Source organism: Shewanella glacialimarina (genome assembly GCF_020511155.1).
Classification (GTDB): domain Bacteria; phylum Pseudomonadota; class Gammaproteobacteria; order Enterobacterales; family Shewanellaceae; genus Shewanella; species Shewanella glacialimarina.
The window spans coordinates 4,141,877-4,158,477 of sequence record NZ_CP041216.1 but is presented as its reverse complement, the minus strand read 5'-3'; the positions used below and the strand labels follow the sequence as shown (position 1 = coordinate 4,158,477).

Here is a 16,601-nt window from a genome sequence, read left to right as displayed (position 1 = left end):
AAGTCGATGTCTGATAGAGTCATAATTTTTGATACCACATTAAGAGATGGTGAGCAGGCTTTGGCGGCCAGTTTGACAGTGAAAGAAAAACTTCAAATTGCTTTAGCATTAGAACGTCTTGGTGTTGATGTCATGGAAGTAGGGTTTCCTATTTCATCTCCGGGTGATTTTAAGTCGGTACAAACCATTGCCCAAACCATTAAAAATAGCCGTGTCTGTGCGCTAGCACGTGCCCTAGAAAAAGACATTGATGCAGCAGCCCAAGCTTTATCTGTGGCAGAGCAGTTCCGTATTCATACCTTTATTTCTACCTCAACCATTCATGTTGAAAGCAAATTAAAACGCAGCTTTGATGATGTGCTAGAAATGGCCGTTAACGCGGTTAAATATGCGCGTAAATTTACCGATGATGTTGAGTTTTCCTGTGAAGATGCCGGCCGTACACCGATTGATAATTTATGTCGTATGGTTGAAGCGGCAATTACCGCGGGTGCGCGCACCATTAATATCCCGGACACCGTCGGTTATACCATTCCAAGTGAATTTGGCGCCATTATTCAGACCTTATTTAATCGCGTCCCTAATATCGATCAAGCGATAATTTCAGTGCATTGCCATGATGACTTAGGATTGTCGGTTGCCAATTCGATTACCGCCGTTGAAATGGGGGCTCGTCAGATTGAGTGTACTATTAATGGTATTGGAGAGCGTGCAGGTAACTGTTCTCTTGAAGAAATAGCGATGATTTTATCGACTCGCAAAGGCTTATTAGATCTAGAGTGTGGCATTAACGCCAAAGAAATTTACCGCACCTCAAGTTTGGTTAGCCAGTTGTGTAATATGCCTATTCAGGCCAATAAAGCGATTGTTGGCGCTAATGCGTTTTCACATTCGTCAGGTATTCACCAGGATGGCATGTTAAAAGCCAAAAATACTTACGAAATTATGACCCCAGAAAGCATTGGTTTAAATCGTAATAATTTGAACATGACTTCACGTTCAGGCCGCCATGTGATTAAGCATCGAATGGAAGAAATGGGCTATTTGACGACTGATTATGATATGGACAGTTTGTACGATCAGTTCTTAAAATTAGCCGATAAAAAAGGCCAAGTATTTGATTATGACCTTGAAGCCTTAGTGTTTATGGAATCACGATCTCAAGATGATGATAACTATGAATTACAACACATGATGGTGCATTCAGATTCAACCGAAGGTGTAGCGACAGCCACTATTCGTATTGTGGTTGATGGCGAGCAAAAAACGGAAGCTGCCACAGGTAACGGTCCAGTTGATGCAGCATACAATGCGATTGCCCGAGCAACTGGGCGTGAGATAAATATAACTAGCTATAAATTAGGTGCTAAAGGTGAAGGCCAAAACGCATTAGGACAAGTGGATATTACCGCCAAATATAATGGCCAAAACTTCCACGGCGTCGGTTTAGCTACTGACGTAGTTGAGTCGTCAGCGCAAGCCTTAGTGCATGTGATGAACTTAACTTATCGTGCCGATAAAGTGGCTGATTTTAAACAACAGATTCATAAAGATAGGGAGTTAGGTGGCGTATGAGTTATCAAGTAGCAGTATTGTCGGGTGATGGTATCGGTCCAGAAGTGATGGCCGAAGCACGTAAAGTGCTTATCGAAGTAGAAGCACGCTTTAAGCTCGATATTAAATACACCGAATATGATGTAGGCGGCATTGCGATTGATAATCATGGTTGCCCATTGCCTGATGCAACATTAAAAGGTTGTGAAGCGGCTGATGCGATTTTATTTGGCAGTGTTGGCGGCCCAAAGTGGGAAAAATTACCGCCTAATGATCAGCCTGAACGCGGTGCATTATTACCGCTTCGTGGTCACTTTGAATTGTTTTGTAATCTACGTCCTGCAAAATTACACGATGGCTTAGAGCATATGTCACCATTACGTAGTGACATATCAGCCCGTGGTTTTGACGTGTTGTGTGTGCGTGAGCTAACAGGTGGTATTTACTTTGGTAAGCCAAAAGGGCGCCAGGGCGAAGGGGACGATGAAGAAGCTTTTGACACTATGCGTTATAGCCGCCGTGAAATTAGCCGTATTGCCCGTATCGCATTTGAAGCCGCGCGCGGGCGCAAAAAGAAAGTCACCTCAGTCGATAAAGCTAACGTGCTAGCGTGCTCGGTATTATGGCGTCAAGTGGTTGAAGAAGTTGCGATAGACTTCCCTGATGTTGAGCTTGAGCATATCTATATTGATAATGCGACCATGCAATTATTACGTCGTCCAAATGAGTTCGATGTGATGTTATGTTCAAACCTTTTTGGTGACATTATCTCTGATGAAATCGCCATGTTAACCGGCTCTATGGGCTTATTATCATCGGCCAGCATGAACAGCACTGGTTTTGGTTTGTTTGAACCCGCTGGTGGTAGTGCGCCAGATATTGCCGGTCTTGGTATTGCCAACCCAGTAGCACAAATTTTATCTGCAGCATTAATGCTACGTCACAGCTTTAAAGAAGAAGCCGCGGCAACCGCCATTGAGCGTGCCGTAAGTAAAGCATTATCAGCGGGCTTTTTAACTGGCGAATTATTAACAGCAGAGAAGCGCGACCAAGCCAAATCGACCAAGCAAATGGGTGATTTCATCGCTAATGCTATTAAGGAAGGTGTCTAATGACGCAAACTAGCGCAAAAACATTGTACGAAAAAGTATGGGATGCACACATAGTCGCTAGCCCAGAAGCTGAGGCGCCAATTATTTATGTGGATCGTCACCTAGTGCACGAGGTGACATCGCCGCAAGCGTTTAGTGGCTTAAAGGTTGCGGGGCGTAAATTACGCTCACCAGAAAAAACTTTTGCGACCATGGATCACAATACCTCAACTAAAAGTGCCAGCCTTGATGCACTAAGCCCAATGGCGCGTATTCAAGTTGAAACCTTAGCGCAAAACTGTAAAGACTTTGGCGTACGCTTATATGATATTCATCATCCAAACCAAGGTATTGTGCATGTAATGGGGCCTGAGTTAGGCATTACATTACCTGGCAGTGTCATTGTCTGTGGTGACTCTCATACCGCTACACATGGTGCGTTTGGCGCACTGGCATTTGGTATTGGCACCTCTGAAGTTGAACACGTTTTAGCTACCCAAACATTACGCCAATTAAAAGCCAAAACCATGCGAGTAGAAGTGCGTGGCAGTGTCACTGACGGCGTGACAGCTAAAGATATCGTGTTAGCCATTATTGGCAAACTGGGTATGGATGGCGGCACAGGCTATGTGGTCGAATTTTGTGGTGATGCAATTACCGCATTATCAATGGAAGGTCGTATGACCTTATGTAATATGGCCATTGAAATGGGTGCTAAAGCTGGCATGGTAGCACCTGACCAAACTACTTTTGACTACTTAAAAGGGCGCGAATTTGCACCAAAAGGCCAAGATTGGGAGCAGGCGGTTGCCGCATGGTCTGAATTAAAAACCGATATAGATGCCCAGTTTGATGAGCAAGTTGTACTCGAAGCTAAAGATATTGCGCCGCAGTTAACCTGGGGCACCAACCCCGGTCAAGTGGTTGCAATTGATGGTGTAGTACCAAATCCAGATGATGAGACTAACGGCACTGAGCGCAACAGTATCATTAAGGCATTAGAGTATATCGGCCTGACATCGGGCACAAAAATGACCGATGTGACCATCAATAAAGTGTTTATTGGCTCGTGCACTAACTCGCGTATTGAAGATTTACGCTCCGCTGCCGCACATGCTAAAAATCGTAAAGTGGCGGCAGGTGTTGTGGCCATTGTAGTGCCGGGTTCGGGCCAGGTGAAATTACAAGCAGAAGCTGAAGGCTTAGATAAAATATTTATTGAAGCGGGCTTTGAGTGGCGTTTACCGGGTTGTTCAATGTGTTTAGCCATGAATGATGACCGTTTAGAAGCCGGCGATCGCTGCGCATCAACCAGCAATCGTAACTTCGAAGGCCGTCAGGGCCGGGGGAGTCGCACTCATCTAGTGAGTCCTGCAATGGCTGCCGCAGCAGCGATTGCAGGCCATTTTGTTGATATTCGCAAACCTTACTAAACCGATAAAGGAGAGAAACATGCAAGCATTTACTGCCCATACCGGTTTAGCGGTAACCATTGATAGTGCCAATATTGATACCGATCAAATTATTCCAAAGCAATTTTTGTCTAAAGTGACCCGTGATGGTTTTGGGGTGCATTTATTTCACGACTGGCGTTATTTAGATGATGCAGGCGATAAGCCCAACCCTGATTTTGTGTTAAATCATCCGCGTTATAAGGGCGCCTCAATTTTACTCACCCAAGAAAATTTTGGCTGTGGATCAAGCCGTGAACATGCTCCTTGGGCATTAGCGGACTTTGGTTTACGGGTAATTATTGCGCCTAGCTTTGCTGATATATTTTACGGCAACTCAATTAACAATGGTTTATTACCGGTAAAATTAGCGGCTGAACAAGTACAACAAATAATTGATGAAGTGGCTGCCAAAGAGGGTGCTCAAGTTACCGTCGATTTACAAGCGCTGCAAGTGACCTCACCAACAGGTGCTGTGTTTAGTTTTAGTCTTACTGAATCAGCGCGTCATAAATTGCTAAATGGTTTAGATGCGATAGGGTTAACACTATCGTTTGAGCAAAGCATTACCGATTATGAAACTAATATACCTGCCTGGTATGCATAAAACTTACCGTTAAAAGGTAGGTTAATTTTTTAAAAACCTTCTAGTAATAGAAGGTTTTTTTATTGGATGCTATTTAATAACATTGAGTTTTCTTTAGCGCGCAACTTTAAGCTCTTATTAAGCCTGGTTGCATTTTGGAATGTTTGTGAATAAGGTGTTTCAATTTTGTGTTTGGCTAATAGACTTTTCGCTTACATGGAGCTGGGTTAAATGAGAGCAAATTATTAATGAAACTATCTTTTAGATGCTCGTTATTGTTAGTGATGGTGCTAGTTTCGCTAGTGCCGATTATTTCTATGGCAGTATGATCGAATCATAATGTATTTGAAGATGAATATCGGACGGTAGAAGAAAAACATTTACTACTAGCCAAGAATGTTTCCCAGGCATTGGAGCGCTATGCCATTGATGCTTTAGCTATTTTTACTCGCGCGAGTGATTCAGTAGTATCGCAAACCTTAGCAATAGAATTTATTCAGTTGATGCAGGATGTTGATGTTGTTTCATTAGGTGAATTTGATCAGTATGGCAAATTACAAGCGGTTATTTTTGGTCCTGAAAACTCACAGCCTACCTCGTTAACCTCTTCATTAAACCCATTTAATATGACTGATATTAATCGTAGCCGCTTTACACCAATCCATAAAAAAGGTGTTACTAAGCCGACCTTATATATGATCCGCCAAAGTGATGATAAACGGATATGGCTTGCTACTATGCACTCTAGCTATATCCAACAATTGCAGTCTGCAGTTAAGTTTGGTCAAGGCGGGCATGCCGCTATTGTTGATCAACAAGGTAATGTATTAGCCCATCCGGATAAGTTATGGCAACAAGAGAGTAAAAACATCAGTGCGATAAGTGTGGTACAAAATATGATGATGGGTGGCTCAGGCGTTATGGCATTTTATTCTCCGGCAGTAAAGGCTGACATGATAGCCGGCTATACCGTGGTACCGAGCACAGGATGGGGGGTGATGATCCCTCAGCCAAAAAGTGAATTATTAGCCCGTGCAGATGAACAAGCCGGCATTATTTTAACGCTAGCAATTAGTGCCTTTATTGTTTGTGTTGGCATTTCGTGGTGGATTTCTGGGTTAATTACGCGTCCGATTGCGTTATTAATTGATACTACCAATGGTTTAACCTCTGCCCCTAACACCTTAAAAAAACTGTCTTTATCGCGGTTAACAACCAAAGAGTTTGTGCAGCTTTTTGAAAGTTTTAACCATATGTCTGAAGAAATTAAAAAAAGTCGCTATGAGTTAGAGCGTAGCGTAGCTGATAGAACAGCAGATTTGGCACGAGCCCAGACAAAAGCAATGCACTTGGCGAATCATGATATGGTCACAGGGTTACCTAACCGTATGGCTATTAGAGATATGATTCAAAACCTATTATCCGAAAAGCGTCACTTTTCATTATTATTTATCGATCTTGATGGTTTTAAGTTGATCAATGATAACTATGGGCATGGCATTGGTGACTTATTACTTAATGAGGTGGCTAAGAGGGTCAGCCGAGATCTGTTTCACGGTGATATTATTGCCCGCTACGGCGGCGATGAGTTTATTGTATTGTTGCCCAACAAAGACCAAGCGCAAACCGCTAACTTTGTTGCCAATAAAGTACTTGATATCATAAAGTTACCTTATGAGCTGGAAGGGCACACCCTGTTTGTTGGCGCTTGTATTGGGGTAGCATTGTGTCATGGTGATGATGTGGATACAGACAGCTTAATTCACCGAGCAGATATTGCCATGTACAAAGCCAAGCATAATGGCAAAGATCAAATATCTATTGCGCAAGATGCTGTTTATTGTGATAGCTAGCCAAAATTCAGCTCACTCAGTGAATAGTTTTACCATAGTTGATCTCGTCGTGGTGAATTTAACATCACCACCTTTAGTTCTGCTGGGCAAGTGGCTGGATTACATATTAGGCCCAATGCAGATTATGCGGCAAATAAATGTGAAGTGCGTTATTCTCAACCTCAAGCGGCCGGATAGGCTCCTATAATTGTGGTTGAAGTTAATGGCTGTTAGAAACAGTTCTAAAGATAATAGGCTATACAATGGATAAAAAAGACTTAAAGTTACTTGATATTTTGCAGCATCAGGGGCGTATTTCTATAGCCGATTTAGCTGATAAAATGAATATGTCTGATACTCCTTGTTTGCGTAGAGTGAAAAAACTAGAGCTAGATAAAGTAATTACTGGGTATCAAGCTCTGCTAGATCCGCAAAAACTTGATCTTAATATCAGTGCGTTTATCTATGTTCGACTGGCTGATTGCACCAGTATTAAAGCGGATAAGTTTGAATTAGAAATGACTAAGCTGAAGCAAGTGATGGAGTGTGCCGTGATCACTGGCGAATATGATTACATGCTTAAAATTGTCGCGAAAGATTTGTTGAGTTTAGAATGTTTGATTAAACAAAATATCAATAACATTGATAATGTTGCTCAAGTTCATTCAACGGTGGTATTAAAGCCGGTGTTTAGCCGCACTATGTTGCCGTTAGAGCAGTAGACATACATGACTAAAATGCCGTGTTACTGTTAATAGTAATACGGCATTTTAGTCAGCGTCAGACAATAAGTAGCTGTTAAATAAAATTATATTATCCAGAGCTGAGGTTGTTTAACTAGCTGTTTCCATTGATTTAATAAACGCATTTGATTCAGCAATCGACTTGTTCATCTCTTTAATCAAGCTTGAAATGTCAGTCTGTAGGCTGGTGAATTCGCCTTTAATTGCGCCAATAGCCTGCGCATTAAGGTTGTGTTTTAAATACAGCATATTATCTTTCATCGCAGTTAAAATGGGCGGCATTTTAGCTTCAGCTCTGCGCATACTTTTCACTAAAGAGTTGTATGAACGCTGAGTCTCTTTCAGTTTGCTAGTGCTGTTACGACGTAAACTGGCCTTGCTGATTTCATCTATTTCAGATTGCCATTCTTCAAATAATGCTTCAGCCACATCTTCTACTTTATCTATACGATTACTCACATCATCAGCGGCAGCCTGCGCTGACTCATATTCGTCTTTAGCTTTGTTATAGGCTTTTTCTAAATCGCCGCCATCAAATGCCAGTAATGCCTGCATTTCAGCTAATGCAGAACTAAATTGCTCTTGCGCTTCTTCCTGTGACTCTTTTGCATCTTGCACTCGGTCGACCATAATATCACGCTTGTGATAGCCGACTTTTTCCATCGCGCCATAATAAGCACTTTGACAACCACCTAATGAAAGGGTGCTTGCTGCTAACGTTAAAGCAAGTCCGATGTTAATTATTTTTGAGGTTTTCATTTGGTTTCTCTTATTGTTTCACTTATTGATTGTTACGCAGCAGACTTAAACTTTGCAGCATCAATAATGGCCCATAAATGAAATATTGCACCTATGATGGCGGGTACAATGAGTACCCCAAAAAAGTATCCAGTACCTACAATGCAAAAGAAAGCGATAGCGGCTAAAAATCGACCTTGCAGTAATTGTCCCAGTCCAGGGAAAAATAAACTTGCGACAGCGGCTAATACATTGCCAGCAGATCCTTGTTGTGACATAAATTCGTTCCTTTGGTTTGCATCTCATTTGTTATAACATTGTACGAAGTTGAAAGGTGATTACAATGAATATCTTACCTATCGTTTGTTGAATAAGGATAAATATGGCCAGTCGTATCACTATGGCATCCCTAAAGAAGTTTTTTATAGGGAGTTGGGAATTCTTATTACATCTCAAGCATCGACTTGATGAAGACCAAATTAATATTCGCGCAGGGCATTTAACCTATGTGACGTTATTATCACTGGTGCCTATGGTCGCGGTGACTATGTCGATGCTGTCTGCTTTTCCTGTGTTTGAGGGCATTAGAGAGCATATCGAAGGGTTTATTTATCAGAATTTCTTACCCGCGGCTGGGGATACGGTGCAAGTCTATATCAATGAGTTTGTCAGTAATGCTTCTAAAGGGACCTTTGTAGGGATTATAGCCTTAGTCTTTGTTGCCATTATGCTGATTTCTGCCATTGATAAGTCGTTGAATAGTATTTGGCGGGTCACAGAAAAGCGCTCTTATGTGGTGTCTTTTTCTATGTATTGGATGGTGCTGACCTTAGGCCCGGTGCTAATGGGGGCCAGTATTGTGGCTTCTTCCTATCTTGCCTCTTTGGAGCTATTAAGCGATACCGAGCTTTCAGGTTTTTTGCCATGGCTTATGGCACAGTTACCGATGATATTTTCTGTTGCCTCTATTTTACTGCTGTATATGGTTGTGCCCTATAAAAAAGTGCATTTCTTGCATGCGCTTTTGGGCGCTATTGTGGCAGCGGTATTATTTGAGGCAGGTAAAAAAGGTTTTGCTTTTTATGTCACTCAATTTCCGAGTTATGAGGCCATTTATGGTGCGCTAGCGGTTATTCCTATTTTATTTGTTTGGGTTTATATCTCTTGGATTATAGTGTTATTGGGTGCGGTTATTACTGCGTCATTACCTGAGTATTTAGACCAACATGTATCTAATCTAATGCATCAAATTATGCCTGAGTTCGATGACGATAAAGTGAATGAAACAGTTACAGAAGATAACTCTACTGTTGGGTTAGTGGCAGGCGAAGATGTTGTCAAACCTGTTGGCACTTCGCTGCCTGCTGAATCAGCTCAATCAACAAAAGCCGGTGACAAAGCCGTTGAGTCTGTTTCTTGAGCTTAGCATTTATTCGCCACGCAATGGTTGAGGTTGCAAAAGATATTACTCTTTCTGTGTCGCAATATGGCCGCCTAGGAGCCAAACCTGTGCTGTATTTACATGGTGGCCCTGGTGCAGGTTGTCATGCCAGTGATGTGACTTTGTTTGAATACCTAGACTTGCACGTATTTTTTATTGATCAACGAGGATGCGGCCGCTCACAAGGTGGTGATTTAAGTACTAATACTTTACCTGCTTTAATTGACGATATTGAGGTTGTACGACAGTATTTTGCTATCGAAAAATGGGCCATAGTGGGTGGGTCTTATGGTGCGACACTAGGTTGGTTATACAGTGGGTTATATCCTGCTAGGGTAAGTGAGCAAGTTTATTGGGGCTTGTTTTTAGCCAACGCTGCCGCCCGTGATTGGTTATACGGTTACAATGGGGCTGCACAATTTTTTACCCATGCCTTTCAAGCATTCAGACCTGAAATTGAACGCCAAGATCAACACATAACGATTGAAGATACTGACCAAATCTTGTCTTGTTACCATGCACTTTTACACTCAGCCTGTTCGCAGCAAAGACAAAAAGCTATCGTGGCTTGGAACCAATGGGAGCAAACACTGGCTTCACCGAGCCAAATTCGTGTTATGGGTAATGGACCTGAACTCGCTTCAATCGCTCATATTGAACATCACCATGCCATGCATCACTATTTTTCTGCCTCTGAATTGTTTGAGCAAATAGAGGGGTGTATTTCCGCTAAAACTCATTTAATTCAGGGTGAGCTAGATTGGGTTTGTCCCACACACTTACTGACGGATTTCTTACAAAATGTTCAACACCATCATTTAACGGTAGAGCATGTAAAGTCCGGATACCATAGTTTAAGTGATGCTAAAATGCTGCGTACTGTTATGCAAAATATTGCGGTTCTGGGTTAAATGATAGCGTGGATAAGTCAACGCAGAACAGCCAATTTATACCTGTTATAAGCCGTTTTTAAGGAGTGAAATTACATTATGATTGGACTGATACAAAGGGTTAAACACGCCAAAGTGACTGTGGCAGATGAAACAACTGGCGAGATTAATCAAGGCTTGTTGGTGTTGCTAGGTGTTGAGCGTGAAGATGACATTGAGAAAATGCAAAAGTTGGCCACCAAGATCAGTAAGTATCGAGTGTTTAGCGATGAAAATGGCAAAATGAATCTGAATATATCCCAGGTCGGCGGCCAATTGCTGGTGGTTTCTCAGTTCACTTTAGCTGCAGATACAGACAAAGGGTTACGTCCCAGTTTTTCTGGTGCAGCCACCCCTGAGCAAGCTAATACTTTATATGAAGCATTTATCGCATACTGTGGAGAACTAGGTGTTGTCACGCAAACTGGTCGTTTTGGTGCTGATATGCAAGTATCCTTGATCAATGACGGCCCAGTTACTTTTAGTTTACAGGTATAAAGTATGACTCAGCATCAACGGCTAGTAGAAGAACTGGTGAGCACCTGGTATCGAACCATTCCGCTCAGCCAGTTTATGCAGATTGAGGTGTTGTCATTTACTGATGCAAGTCACTTAACCGTAAACACCAAGCAGTCTAATCCCGATATGAATTTGTCCTTGCCTCTGGTCAGTGAGCTAATAACCACAGCACCGTTAGCACCCAATATTAACCTTCATCAAACCATGTTTGCCGGCAGTATTTATACTTTGATGACCTTAACGGGTTGGGGCATGGTATGGCTGCAACAGCAGTTGGCCTCGGTCACGGGTGACATTGTGCTTGCTGAGGCTCAGGTGAAATATATTGCGCCAGTGCGTCAACAACCTACCGCGAGAGTGATTTGGCCAGCATTAGACTTGTCACCGCTGACACGAGGGCGGCGAGTTAAAGCCGAGCTTACGGTTGAACTCTGGTGTCAGGATGTATTATGCGCTCGTTTTTGCGGCGTTTATGTATCTTTACCTTTTGCTAAATAGGCATTTATTCTATTTTTTAGAACGTTAGTGTCGATTTATTCCGCTATTATTCCATTTATTAGTAAGTATACTGTTGTTATTCCATCAAGGCAGCGATTCAACGCGTTTGAACGTAAAGGGGTCCAGTGCTGAAGATGACGACACGACTTTAAGGAATAATCATGCACAAAGTATTAATGTTGAAATCGAGTATTTTAGGCGAGCATTCACAATCATCAGTATTATTAGATGACTTGGCAATGTTATTTAAAGATAAAGGTGCAGCAATCACTACCCGCGATTTGGCACTAGACCCAGTACCTGTATTAGATGGCGAACTGGCAAATGGTTTACGTGGTGGCGATAATTTATCTTCGCGTCAACTCGATGCCTTAGCGTTATCTGATAAATTAGTCGCTGAGCTCCAGCACAATGACACCATAGTATTAGCTGCTCCTATGTATAATTTTATGATCCCTACACAACTTAAAGCTTGGATTGATTTTATTGCCAGAGCAGGTGTGACATTTACCTATACAGATAAAGGACCACAGGGATTATTAACCGGCAAAAAAGCCGTGATTGTGACTTCCAGTGGCGGTATGCATAAAGATGCTGGCAGTGACCATGTCGTGCCTTATTTAACCACAGTATTAGCGTTTATTGGCATTACAGATGTAGAAGTTATTTATGCTGAAGGGTTAAACATGGGCGCAGATATTGCCGCATCAGCAATGACAAATGCACAGCAAGCATTAAAGGCAATATCATTGTAATTGTTTGATTATTAATTAATACAATCCCGTAAATGCCCATGATTGGTTATACTCAATCCTGGGCATTTTTTATGATAATGTATTAACTTTTTACGCAGATATATTATTTCGCTAAGTGGTGAGGTGAATGACAAAAACGCAGAAATGGTCGGCAGTTGGCTTTATTGTTACCGCACTATTTTTAGTGCCTCTATTAATGATTACAGCACAACTCATTACCAGTACAGATGGCCAAAGCCGATATGGTATTAATGCTGAAAATTTAGCACCGTTATCTTTTCAATGGCAAGACACTAAGCTTAATACGCATATTTTTCCTGCTAATTCTGGTCAGTTCACTTATTTGTTTGCTGGATTTTTGTCTTGCTCAGAAATCTGTCCAATACGCATTCAGCAATTACATCAGCTTGAAAATGCTATTGCCCAAGATACTGAATTGGGCCAAGCAGATATAGTTTTTATGTTTATTACTATTGACCCTGACAATGATACTCCAGCAATGCGACAGCAAATGATTGACGCCCAGTCAGCTAGATTTGTCAGTGCCGCGCTGGCAGAATCTGATCTATTGAGGTTTTCCCAGCATTTGTCTGAAAATATTCATGCGTATTCACCTACTAATAATCACGTAGGTAATCTATATTTAATTGCACCGAATGGACATATTGCTCGTATTTACACAGCCAAACAACTTTCGACCGACAAGATGTTAGCTGAATTAAGACAATATCTAACATCGAACTAAAGGATCGCTATGATTGAATCGCAAGCCATTGAACGGCTATTAAAAAATGATGCATACATATACCGAATTTTATTAATGCAAGCACCGTTACTTATTTTAAGTGGTTTTTTTGGTGCGCAAATGCTGACGTTTACCGGTGTTTCAGCTGTTGCTATTGTGGTATTAGTTCAAGCAAGTTATAGCATGCTAAAAGGTACACCGTTGTTTGGCATTGTTGCTGCTGTAATCATGATGACAGTGTCAGGCTTGTTGATACAAAGCCAAATGGGTATGATTGAAATGCATTTTCATATCTTTGCAACTATGTCCATTTTTTTGCTTTATCAGCGCTGGCAGCCTTTGTTAGCCTCCTTGTTAACGGTTGCTTTTCATCATGTTTTATTTACCTCGATACAACTTTCTGGTGGGAGTTTTTTTGATACCCCGATAATGATTTTTGCCGGCGAGTGTAATTGGAGCATTATGTTAATACATGCTTTATTTGCTGCAGCTGAAACGATTATTTTGATTCGAATCTCACTTTTTATGCGTGAAGACTCATCGGCGAATTTACGCATCGCCGATGCTATTGAGCAAATTTCGGCTAATAAAGACTTATCGATTAGGTTGAGCCCGGCCAATACAACAGCAGAGATTGCATTCAATTTAATGTTGGAGGAGTTGAGCCAGTTGTTCAGTGATTACCATGATATTGCCGCCAAGATGACTAAGACGTCAGATCAATTACTGATGTTAAGCGAGCATACTCAAGAGGCTATGAATCATCAGCAGCATCAGGCGCAGTCTATTTCGCAAACGGCGCAAAATGTTATCCAGTACTTTCAACAAGTCACCGATAACAGCAAATTATCAGCAGAGCAAGCGCAAGTAGCGGCATCATCAAGTGTGCAAGATAGACAAAGCGCATTGTCTATTATGAAAGACATGACGTTATTAGAAGCCAATACCACAGAGGTAACCGGTTCGCTAACTGATTTAACCAAAGATGTCACTGCGATAACTACTTTACTGCAAGCTATTCGAAGCATTTCCGAACAAACTAATTTACTGGCATTAAATGCCGCGATTGAAGCAGCAAGAGCGGGTGAAAGTGGCCGTGGTTTTGCTGTGGTTGCCGATGAAGTGCGCGCTTTAGCACAACGAACTAGTCAATCAACCGATGAAATTGCCAAAGTGTTAAGTCGGTTAAATAGCAGTATGCTGAAAACAGTTGAGTCAATGGATGAGGGTAAGCAACGTACAACTGCAAATGTGGCCCATACGAATACCATTGCTTCTGGACTGGCAGATCGTGCTAATCAAATTGAGCAAGTTGCTAGTTTAAGCCGCCATGTTGCTGATGATACAGAACAACAGGGTAAGCAATTAAGCCATATTGGCAGCGAAATGAGTGACAACATGAACACAGTTGCCTTGTTATCAGAGCAAATTGCTAAGTTAGCTAATGGAGTCACAAGCATGAAGAAAATTACTGAAGAGTATCAAACCAAAGCGGCGATATATCGTGTTTAGTTGTATGTTTTAACATGTCTGTGTTTAAGGCCAAATGCGACTCGAATGAGGCGCATTTTTGTTAAAGCTAAGCAATTAGGCTTAACGGTAAGAGTTTAAATACTTAAATACTTAAATACTTTGATGCGTAACTGCGTAGCTTTTTCTGGTTCGGTTTCAGATAGCGTCACTATTACAGATTTGAATTTCTCTATTGCCAGAGACTCAAAGTGCTTTAGTTATCCAGGCAAAGGCATCAATCGCCAGTTTATCATTAGTTAATTCGTTTAAACTGGTTAACTTGGCTTTATCTTTATTATGACTGGCAGTGATGTCCACATGACTGTTGCGTAACAGTAGCTGTTAAAATTTTAGTACTTCAAGGCTGACAAGGTTGGATGGGTAGCCAAACGCATTACAGTCTAGGTGCACAGCCCAATCTAGCTGCGTGACACCAGGTAGCAGAGCTTGCTCAGGGACATAGCCTTTAAAAAATCTAAACTTCCATCAGCAACAAGCCCCAGGTGATGCTGTTACCTTGCTGCTGTTAGCTGACAATTTGCGGTAATACCGATTTCAACTGGCTGGGGCTGCTCAGCAAGTTGGCCATAGGCTTCGATAAACGCTTGCGGCAAACTTTGGGCGCCAGCAGCAATTGAGGTTGAGCTAGTTTTGTTAGCGCTTAATATGCCATATATCCCACTGCCAGTATTATGCACTGACTGGCTAAAGGCCATGGGGGAAAGAGGTTATTTGGCTACCACATCTTCAAGCAAGCCAATAGTGCGATTGAGCTCACCGTGGCGGGATGCAAATATACTGCGAGTTGACACTTCTGCTTGGCAGTCAAATGCGGCAGTAAGCATCATTTTGGTTAGTCGACTGAACCGGCGTCTTTGCATTGCAGGTATTTGAGAAAGCGCTGGCGACACTTTATTGAGTGCGGTTTGTTGATTTGGTTGATGCCAGAGCGACCAACTTTCTTTTGTTTGAAAGTCAGGTGTCCAGGCACTCCATGATAAAATATCAAATGCTAACTGCACTACATTGCCTCTTTGCTGCCTAGTCGTCCTTATCTAAGTATTCATTTTTGTTTGATAGTGAAACGCTGGGTGATAACTGGCAATCGAAAATCAACAGCTAATTGTACACTAAAGCATGAAGGGCTAAACAGTCTTGCTGGCATAAAAAAGCAGCGAAAAAAAGGTTCTTTCGCTGCTGCTTATTGGTCACTCAAATGCCGCAGAGTTTAAAGGCTATTGAGGTAATAAAGGCTGTAATCGTTTTACAGCATTTTTAATTTTACGGGTGTTTTCTGGTCCCATTCTAACAAGCAGTTTTTGTGCATTCGGTAGTGCTTCTAAATTAGCATCAACATATTGGTAATTAACCGATATTGAAGTTAATTCAATAGGATCTTCAACAATAGGGGCGTCTGCAATCATTTTAAAAGCTTGTTGCATGCGTTCATCAAAAGTCATATCGGTATAACCAAGTTCTGTAAACGCTTCCTCAAATAATGGCTTAAGTTCACGGTAAGTCGTGGCAAGTTCTTGATCATTTAATCCAGTAACAAAATCTGCGTATAAATCATATCGATGATAACTGTCTGGGTTTAAATAGGTTTTATTGGTAATTTCACTCACCGAAAACTTATTGCTGGGTCCCTGCATTGGGCTGGCTTTACGGATCAACTCACCTTGAGCTAAGTTATCAATAAAGACCACAAATTGACGCGCCATATCTTTTTTCAAAATAAGTGGTTCAATTTTCATTCCGTTTGCAACGGCTAAGGTTTTCTTGGCAACAAAGTCATCGGATTCCGCTAATGGCGGTAAGGGTTCTACAACCACTTCAGTTGCTTGTGACTCTCCACCCAATGGCACAATATCCGATACTGATGCTTCTGTTGCATCAGTATCTGTAATCGATTCTTCAATGGGTACTTCTTCGATAGGATTCATCGGTACTGGTTCTGGTAACTCAATAGGTGTTGGCATGGCCGGTTCTAATTCAGTTGAGCCTTCGCCACTCATATAGAAGTAACCCGCACCGGCTATCAGTGCAACGATAACGCCACCGATAATGGCGTTATTCATGTTTGGTTTCGCTTCAGCTTCAGTCGAGGGTGTTGCTCTATCTTCTTTATTAACCTGCATTGCAATTCCTTAGCTGTTTAAAGCTGATAATACGGAACAGAAAAAGTAAATACTGTCTCCATTGTGCAA

The 16,601-nt window shown here is 41.8% G+C and carries 16 protein-coding genes and 2 pseudogenes; 13 read left to right on the top strand and 5 right to left on the bottom strand.

Going from position 1 to position 16,601, the window contains the following annotated elements:
- Positions 1-6: 6 nt before the first annotated feature.
- The 6 genes from leuA to FJ709_RS18145 all read left to right on the top strand — a co-directional run bounded on the left by leuA (position 7) and on the right by FJ709_RS18145 (position 7,236).
- Complete coding sequence (leuA, locus tag FJ709_RS18170; protein ID WP_226411787.1) at positions 7-1,575, top strand: 2-isopropylmalate synthase; 1,569 nt, start codon at positions 7-9, stop codon at positions 1,573-1,575.
- Positions 1,572-2,666 (top strand): 3-isopropylmalate dehydrogenase, encoded by a 1,095-nt coding sequence (gene leuB / locus FJ709_RS18165; RefSeq protein ID WP_226411785.1) that lies wholly within the window; start codon positions 1,572-1,574, stop codon positions 2,664-2,666. Before leuA ends, leuB begins: the two co-directional genes overlap by 4 nt.
- The gene (gene leuC / locus FJ709_RS18160; RefSeq protein ID WP_226411783.1) at positions 2,666-4,078 is read left to right on the top strand and encodes a 3-isopropylmalate dehydratase large subunit; all 1,413 of its coding nucleotides are present in this window, start codon (positions 2,666-2,668) and stop codon (positions 4,076-4,078) included. The genes leuB and leuC overlap by 1 nt, the downstream gene beginning before the upstream one ends.
- Before the next feature lie 19 nt (positions 4,079-4,097).
- A complete protein-coding gene (gene leuD, locus FJ709_RS18155; protein WP_226411781.1) occupies positions 4,098-4,703 on the top strand; it encodes a 3-isopropylmalate dehydratase small subunit in 606 nt (201 codons plus the stop codon).
- Between the two features lie 389 nt (positions 4,704-5,092).
- Positions 5,093-6,535 carry a diguanylate cyclase domain-containing protein gene (locus FJ709_RS18150; protein WP_226411779.1) on the top strand — a complete coding sequence of 481 codons (1,443 nt, stop codon included), beginning with the start codon at positions 5,093-5,095 and terminating at the stop codon, positions 6,533-6,535.
- Positions 6,536-6,777: 242 nt separating this feature from the next.
- A complete protein-coding gene (locus tag FJ709_RS18145; protein ID WP_226411777.1) occupies positions 6,778-7,236 on the top strand; it encodes an Lrp/AsnC family transcriptional regulator in 459 nt (152 codons plus the stop codon).
- 111 nt (positions 7,237-7,347) lie between these two features.
- On the opposite strand, the gene FJ709_RS18140 is transcribed toward FJ709_RS18145, so the two are convergent.
- Both FJ709_RS18140 and FJ709_RS18135 read right to left on the bottom strand, forming a co-directional pair.
- Positions 7,348-8,016, bottom strand: a complete 669-nt coding sequence (locus tag FJ709_RS18140) for a DUF2959 domain-containing protein (RefSeq protein ID WP_226411775.1) — start codon at positions 8,014-8,016, stop codon at positions 7,348-7,350.
- 32 nt (positions 8,017-8,048) lie between these two features.
- Complete coding sequence (locus FJ709_RS18135; RefSeq protein WP_226411773.1) at positions 8,049-8,273, bottom strand: hypothetical protein; 225 nt, start codon at positions 8,271-8,273, stop codon at positions 8,049-8,051.
- Positions 8,274-8,377: 104 nt separating this feature from the next.
- Between FJ709_RS18135 and FJ709_RS18130 the strand changes: the two genes are divergently transcribed.
- The 7 genes from FJ709_RS18130 to FJ709_RS18100 all read left to right on the top strand — a co-directional run bounded on the left by FJ709_RS18130 (position 8,378) and on the right by FJ709_RS18100 (position 14,394).
- Positions 8,378-9,415 (top strand): virulence factor BrkB family protein, encoded by a 1,038-nt coding sequence (locus tag FJ709_RS18130; protein ID WP_226411771.1) that lies wholly within the window; start codon positions 8,378-8,380, stop codon positions 9,413-9,415.
- Positions 9,412-10,347 (top strand): alpha/beta fold hydrolase, encoded by a 936-nt coding sequence (locus tag FJ709_RS18125; RefSeq protein ID WP_226411769.1) that lies wholly within the window; start codon positions 9,412-9,414, stop codon positions 10,345-10,347. Before FJ709_RS18130 ends, FJ709_RS18125 begins: the two co-directional genes overlap by 4 nt.
- Before the next feature lie 78 nt (positions 10,348-10,425).
- Positions 10,426-10,863, top strand: coding sequence for a D-aminoacyl-tRNA deacylase (dtd, locus tag FJ709_RS18120; RefSeq protein ID WP_226411767.1), 438 nt, complete (start codon positions 10,426-10,428; stop codon positions 10,861-10,863).
- 3 nt (positions 10,864-10,866) lie between these two features.
- Complete coding sequence (locus FJ709_RS18115) at positions 10,867-11,382, top strand: thioesterase domain-containing protein (protein WP_226411765.1); 516 nt, start codon at positions 10,867-10,869, stop codon at positions 11,380-11,382.
- 161 nt (positions 11,383-11,543) lie between these two features.
- On the top strand, positions 11,544-12,137 hold the full coding sequence (locus FJ709_RS18110) for an FMN-dependent NADH-azoreductase (protein WP_226411763.1): 594 nt from the start codon (positions 11,544-11,546) through the stop codon (positions 12,135-12,137).
- Positions 12,138-12,264: 127 nt separating this feature from the next.
- Entirely contained in the window at positions 12,265-12,882 is a 618-nt protein-coding gene (locus FJ709_RS18105; protein WP_226411761.1) for an SCO family protein, read from the top strand.
- A 9-nt stretch (positions 12,883-12,891) separates the two neighbouring features.
- A complete protein-coding gene (locus FJ709_RS18100) occupies positions 12,892-14,394 on the top strand; it encodes a methyl-accepting chemotaxis protein (protein ID WP_226411759.1) in 1,503 nt (500 codons plus the stop codon).
- A gap of 342 nt (positions 14,395-14,736) precedes the next feature.
- Here the strand turns inward: FJ709_RS18100 and FJ709_RS19710 are convergent.
- From FJ709_RS19710 to FJ709_RS18090, 3 genes and pseudogenes are all read right to left on the bottom strand, one after another.
- Positions 14,737-14,859 (bottom strand): annotated as a pseudogene (locus FJ709_RS19710) (thioester dehydrase); the annotation flags it as partial.
- A 47-nt stretch (positions 14,860-14,906) separates the two neighbouring features.
- Positions 14,907-15,416, bottom strand: a pseudogene (locus tag FJ709_RS18095) (beta-ketoacyl synthase chain length factor).
- Positions 15,417-15,629: 213 nt separating this feature from the next.
- The gene (locus tag FJ709_RS18090) at positions 15,630-16,532 is read right to left on the bottom strand and encodes a DUF3014 domain-containing protein (protein ID WP_226411757.1); all 903 of its coding nucleotides are present in this window, start codon (positions 16,530-16,532) and stop codon (positions 15,630-15,632) included.
- Positions 16,533-16,601: the final 69 nt, after the last annotated feature.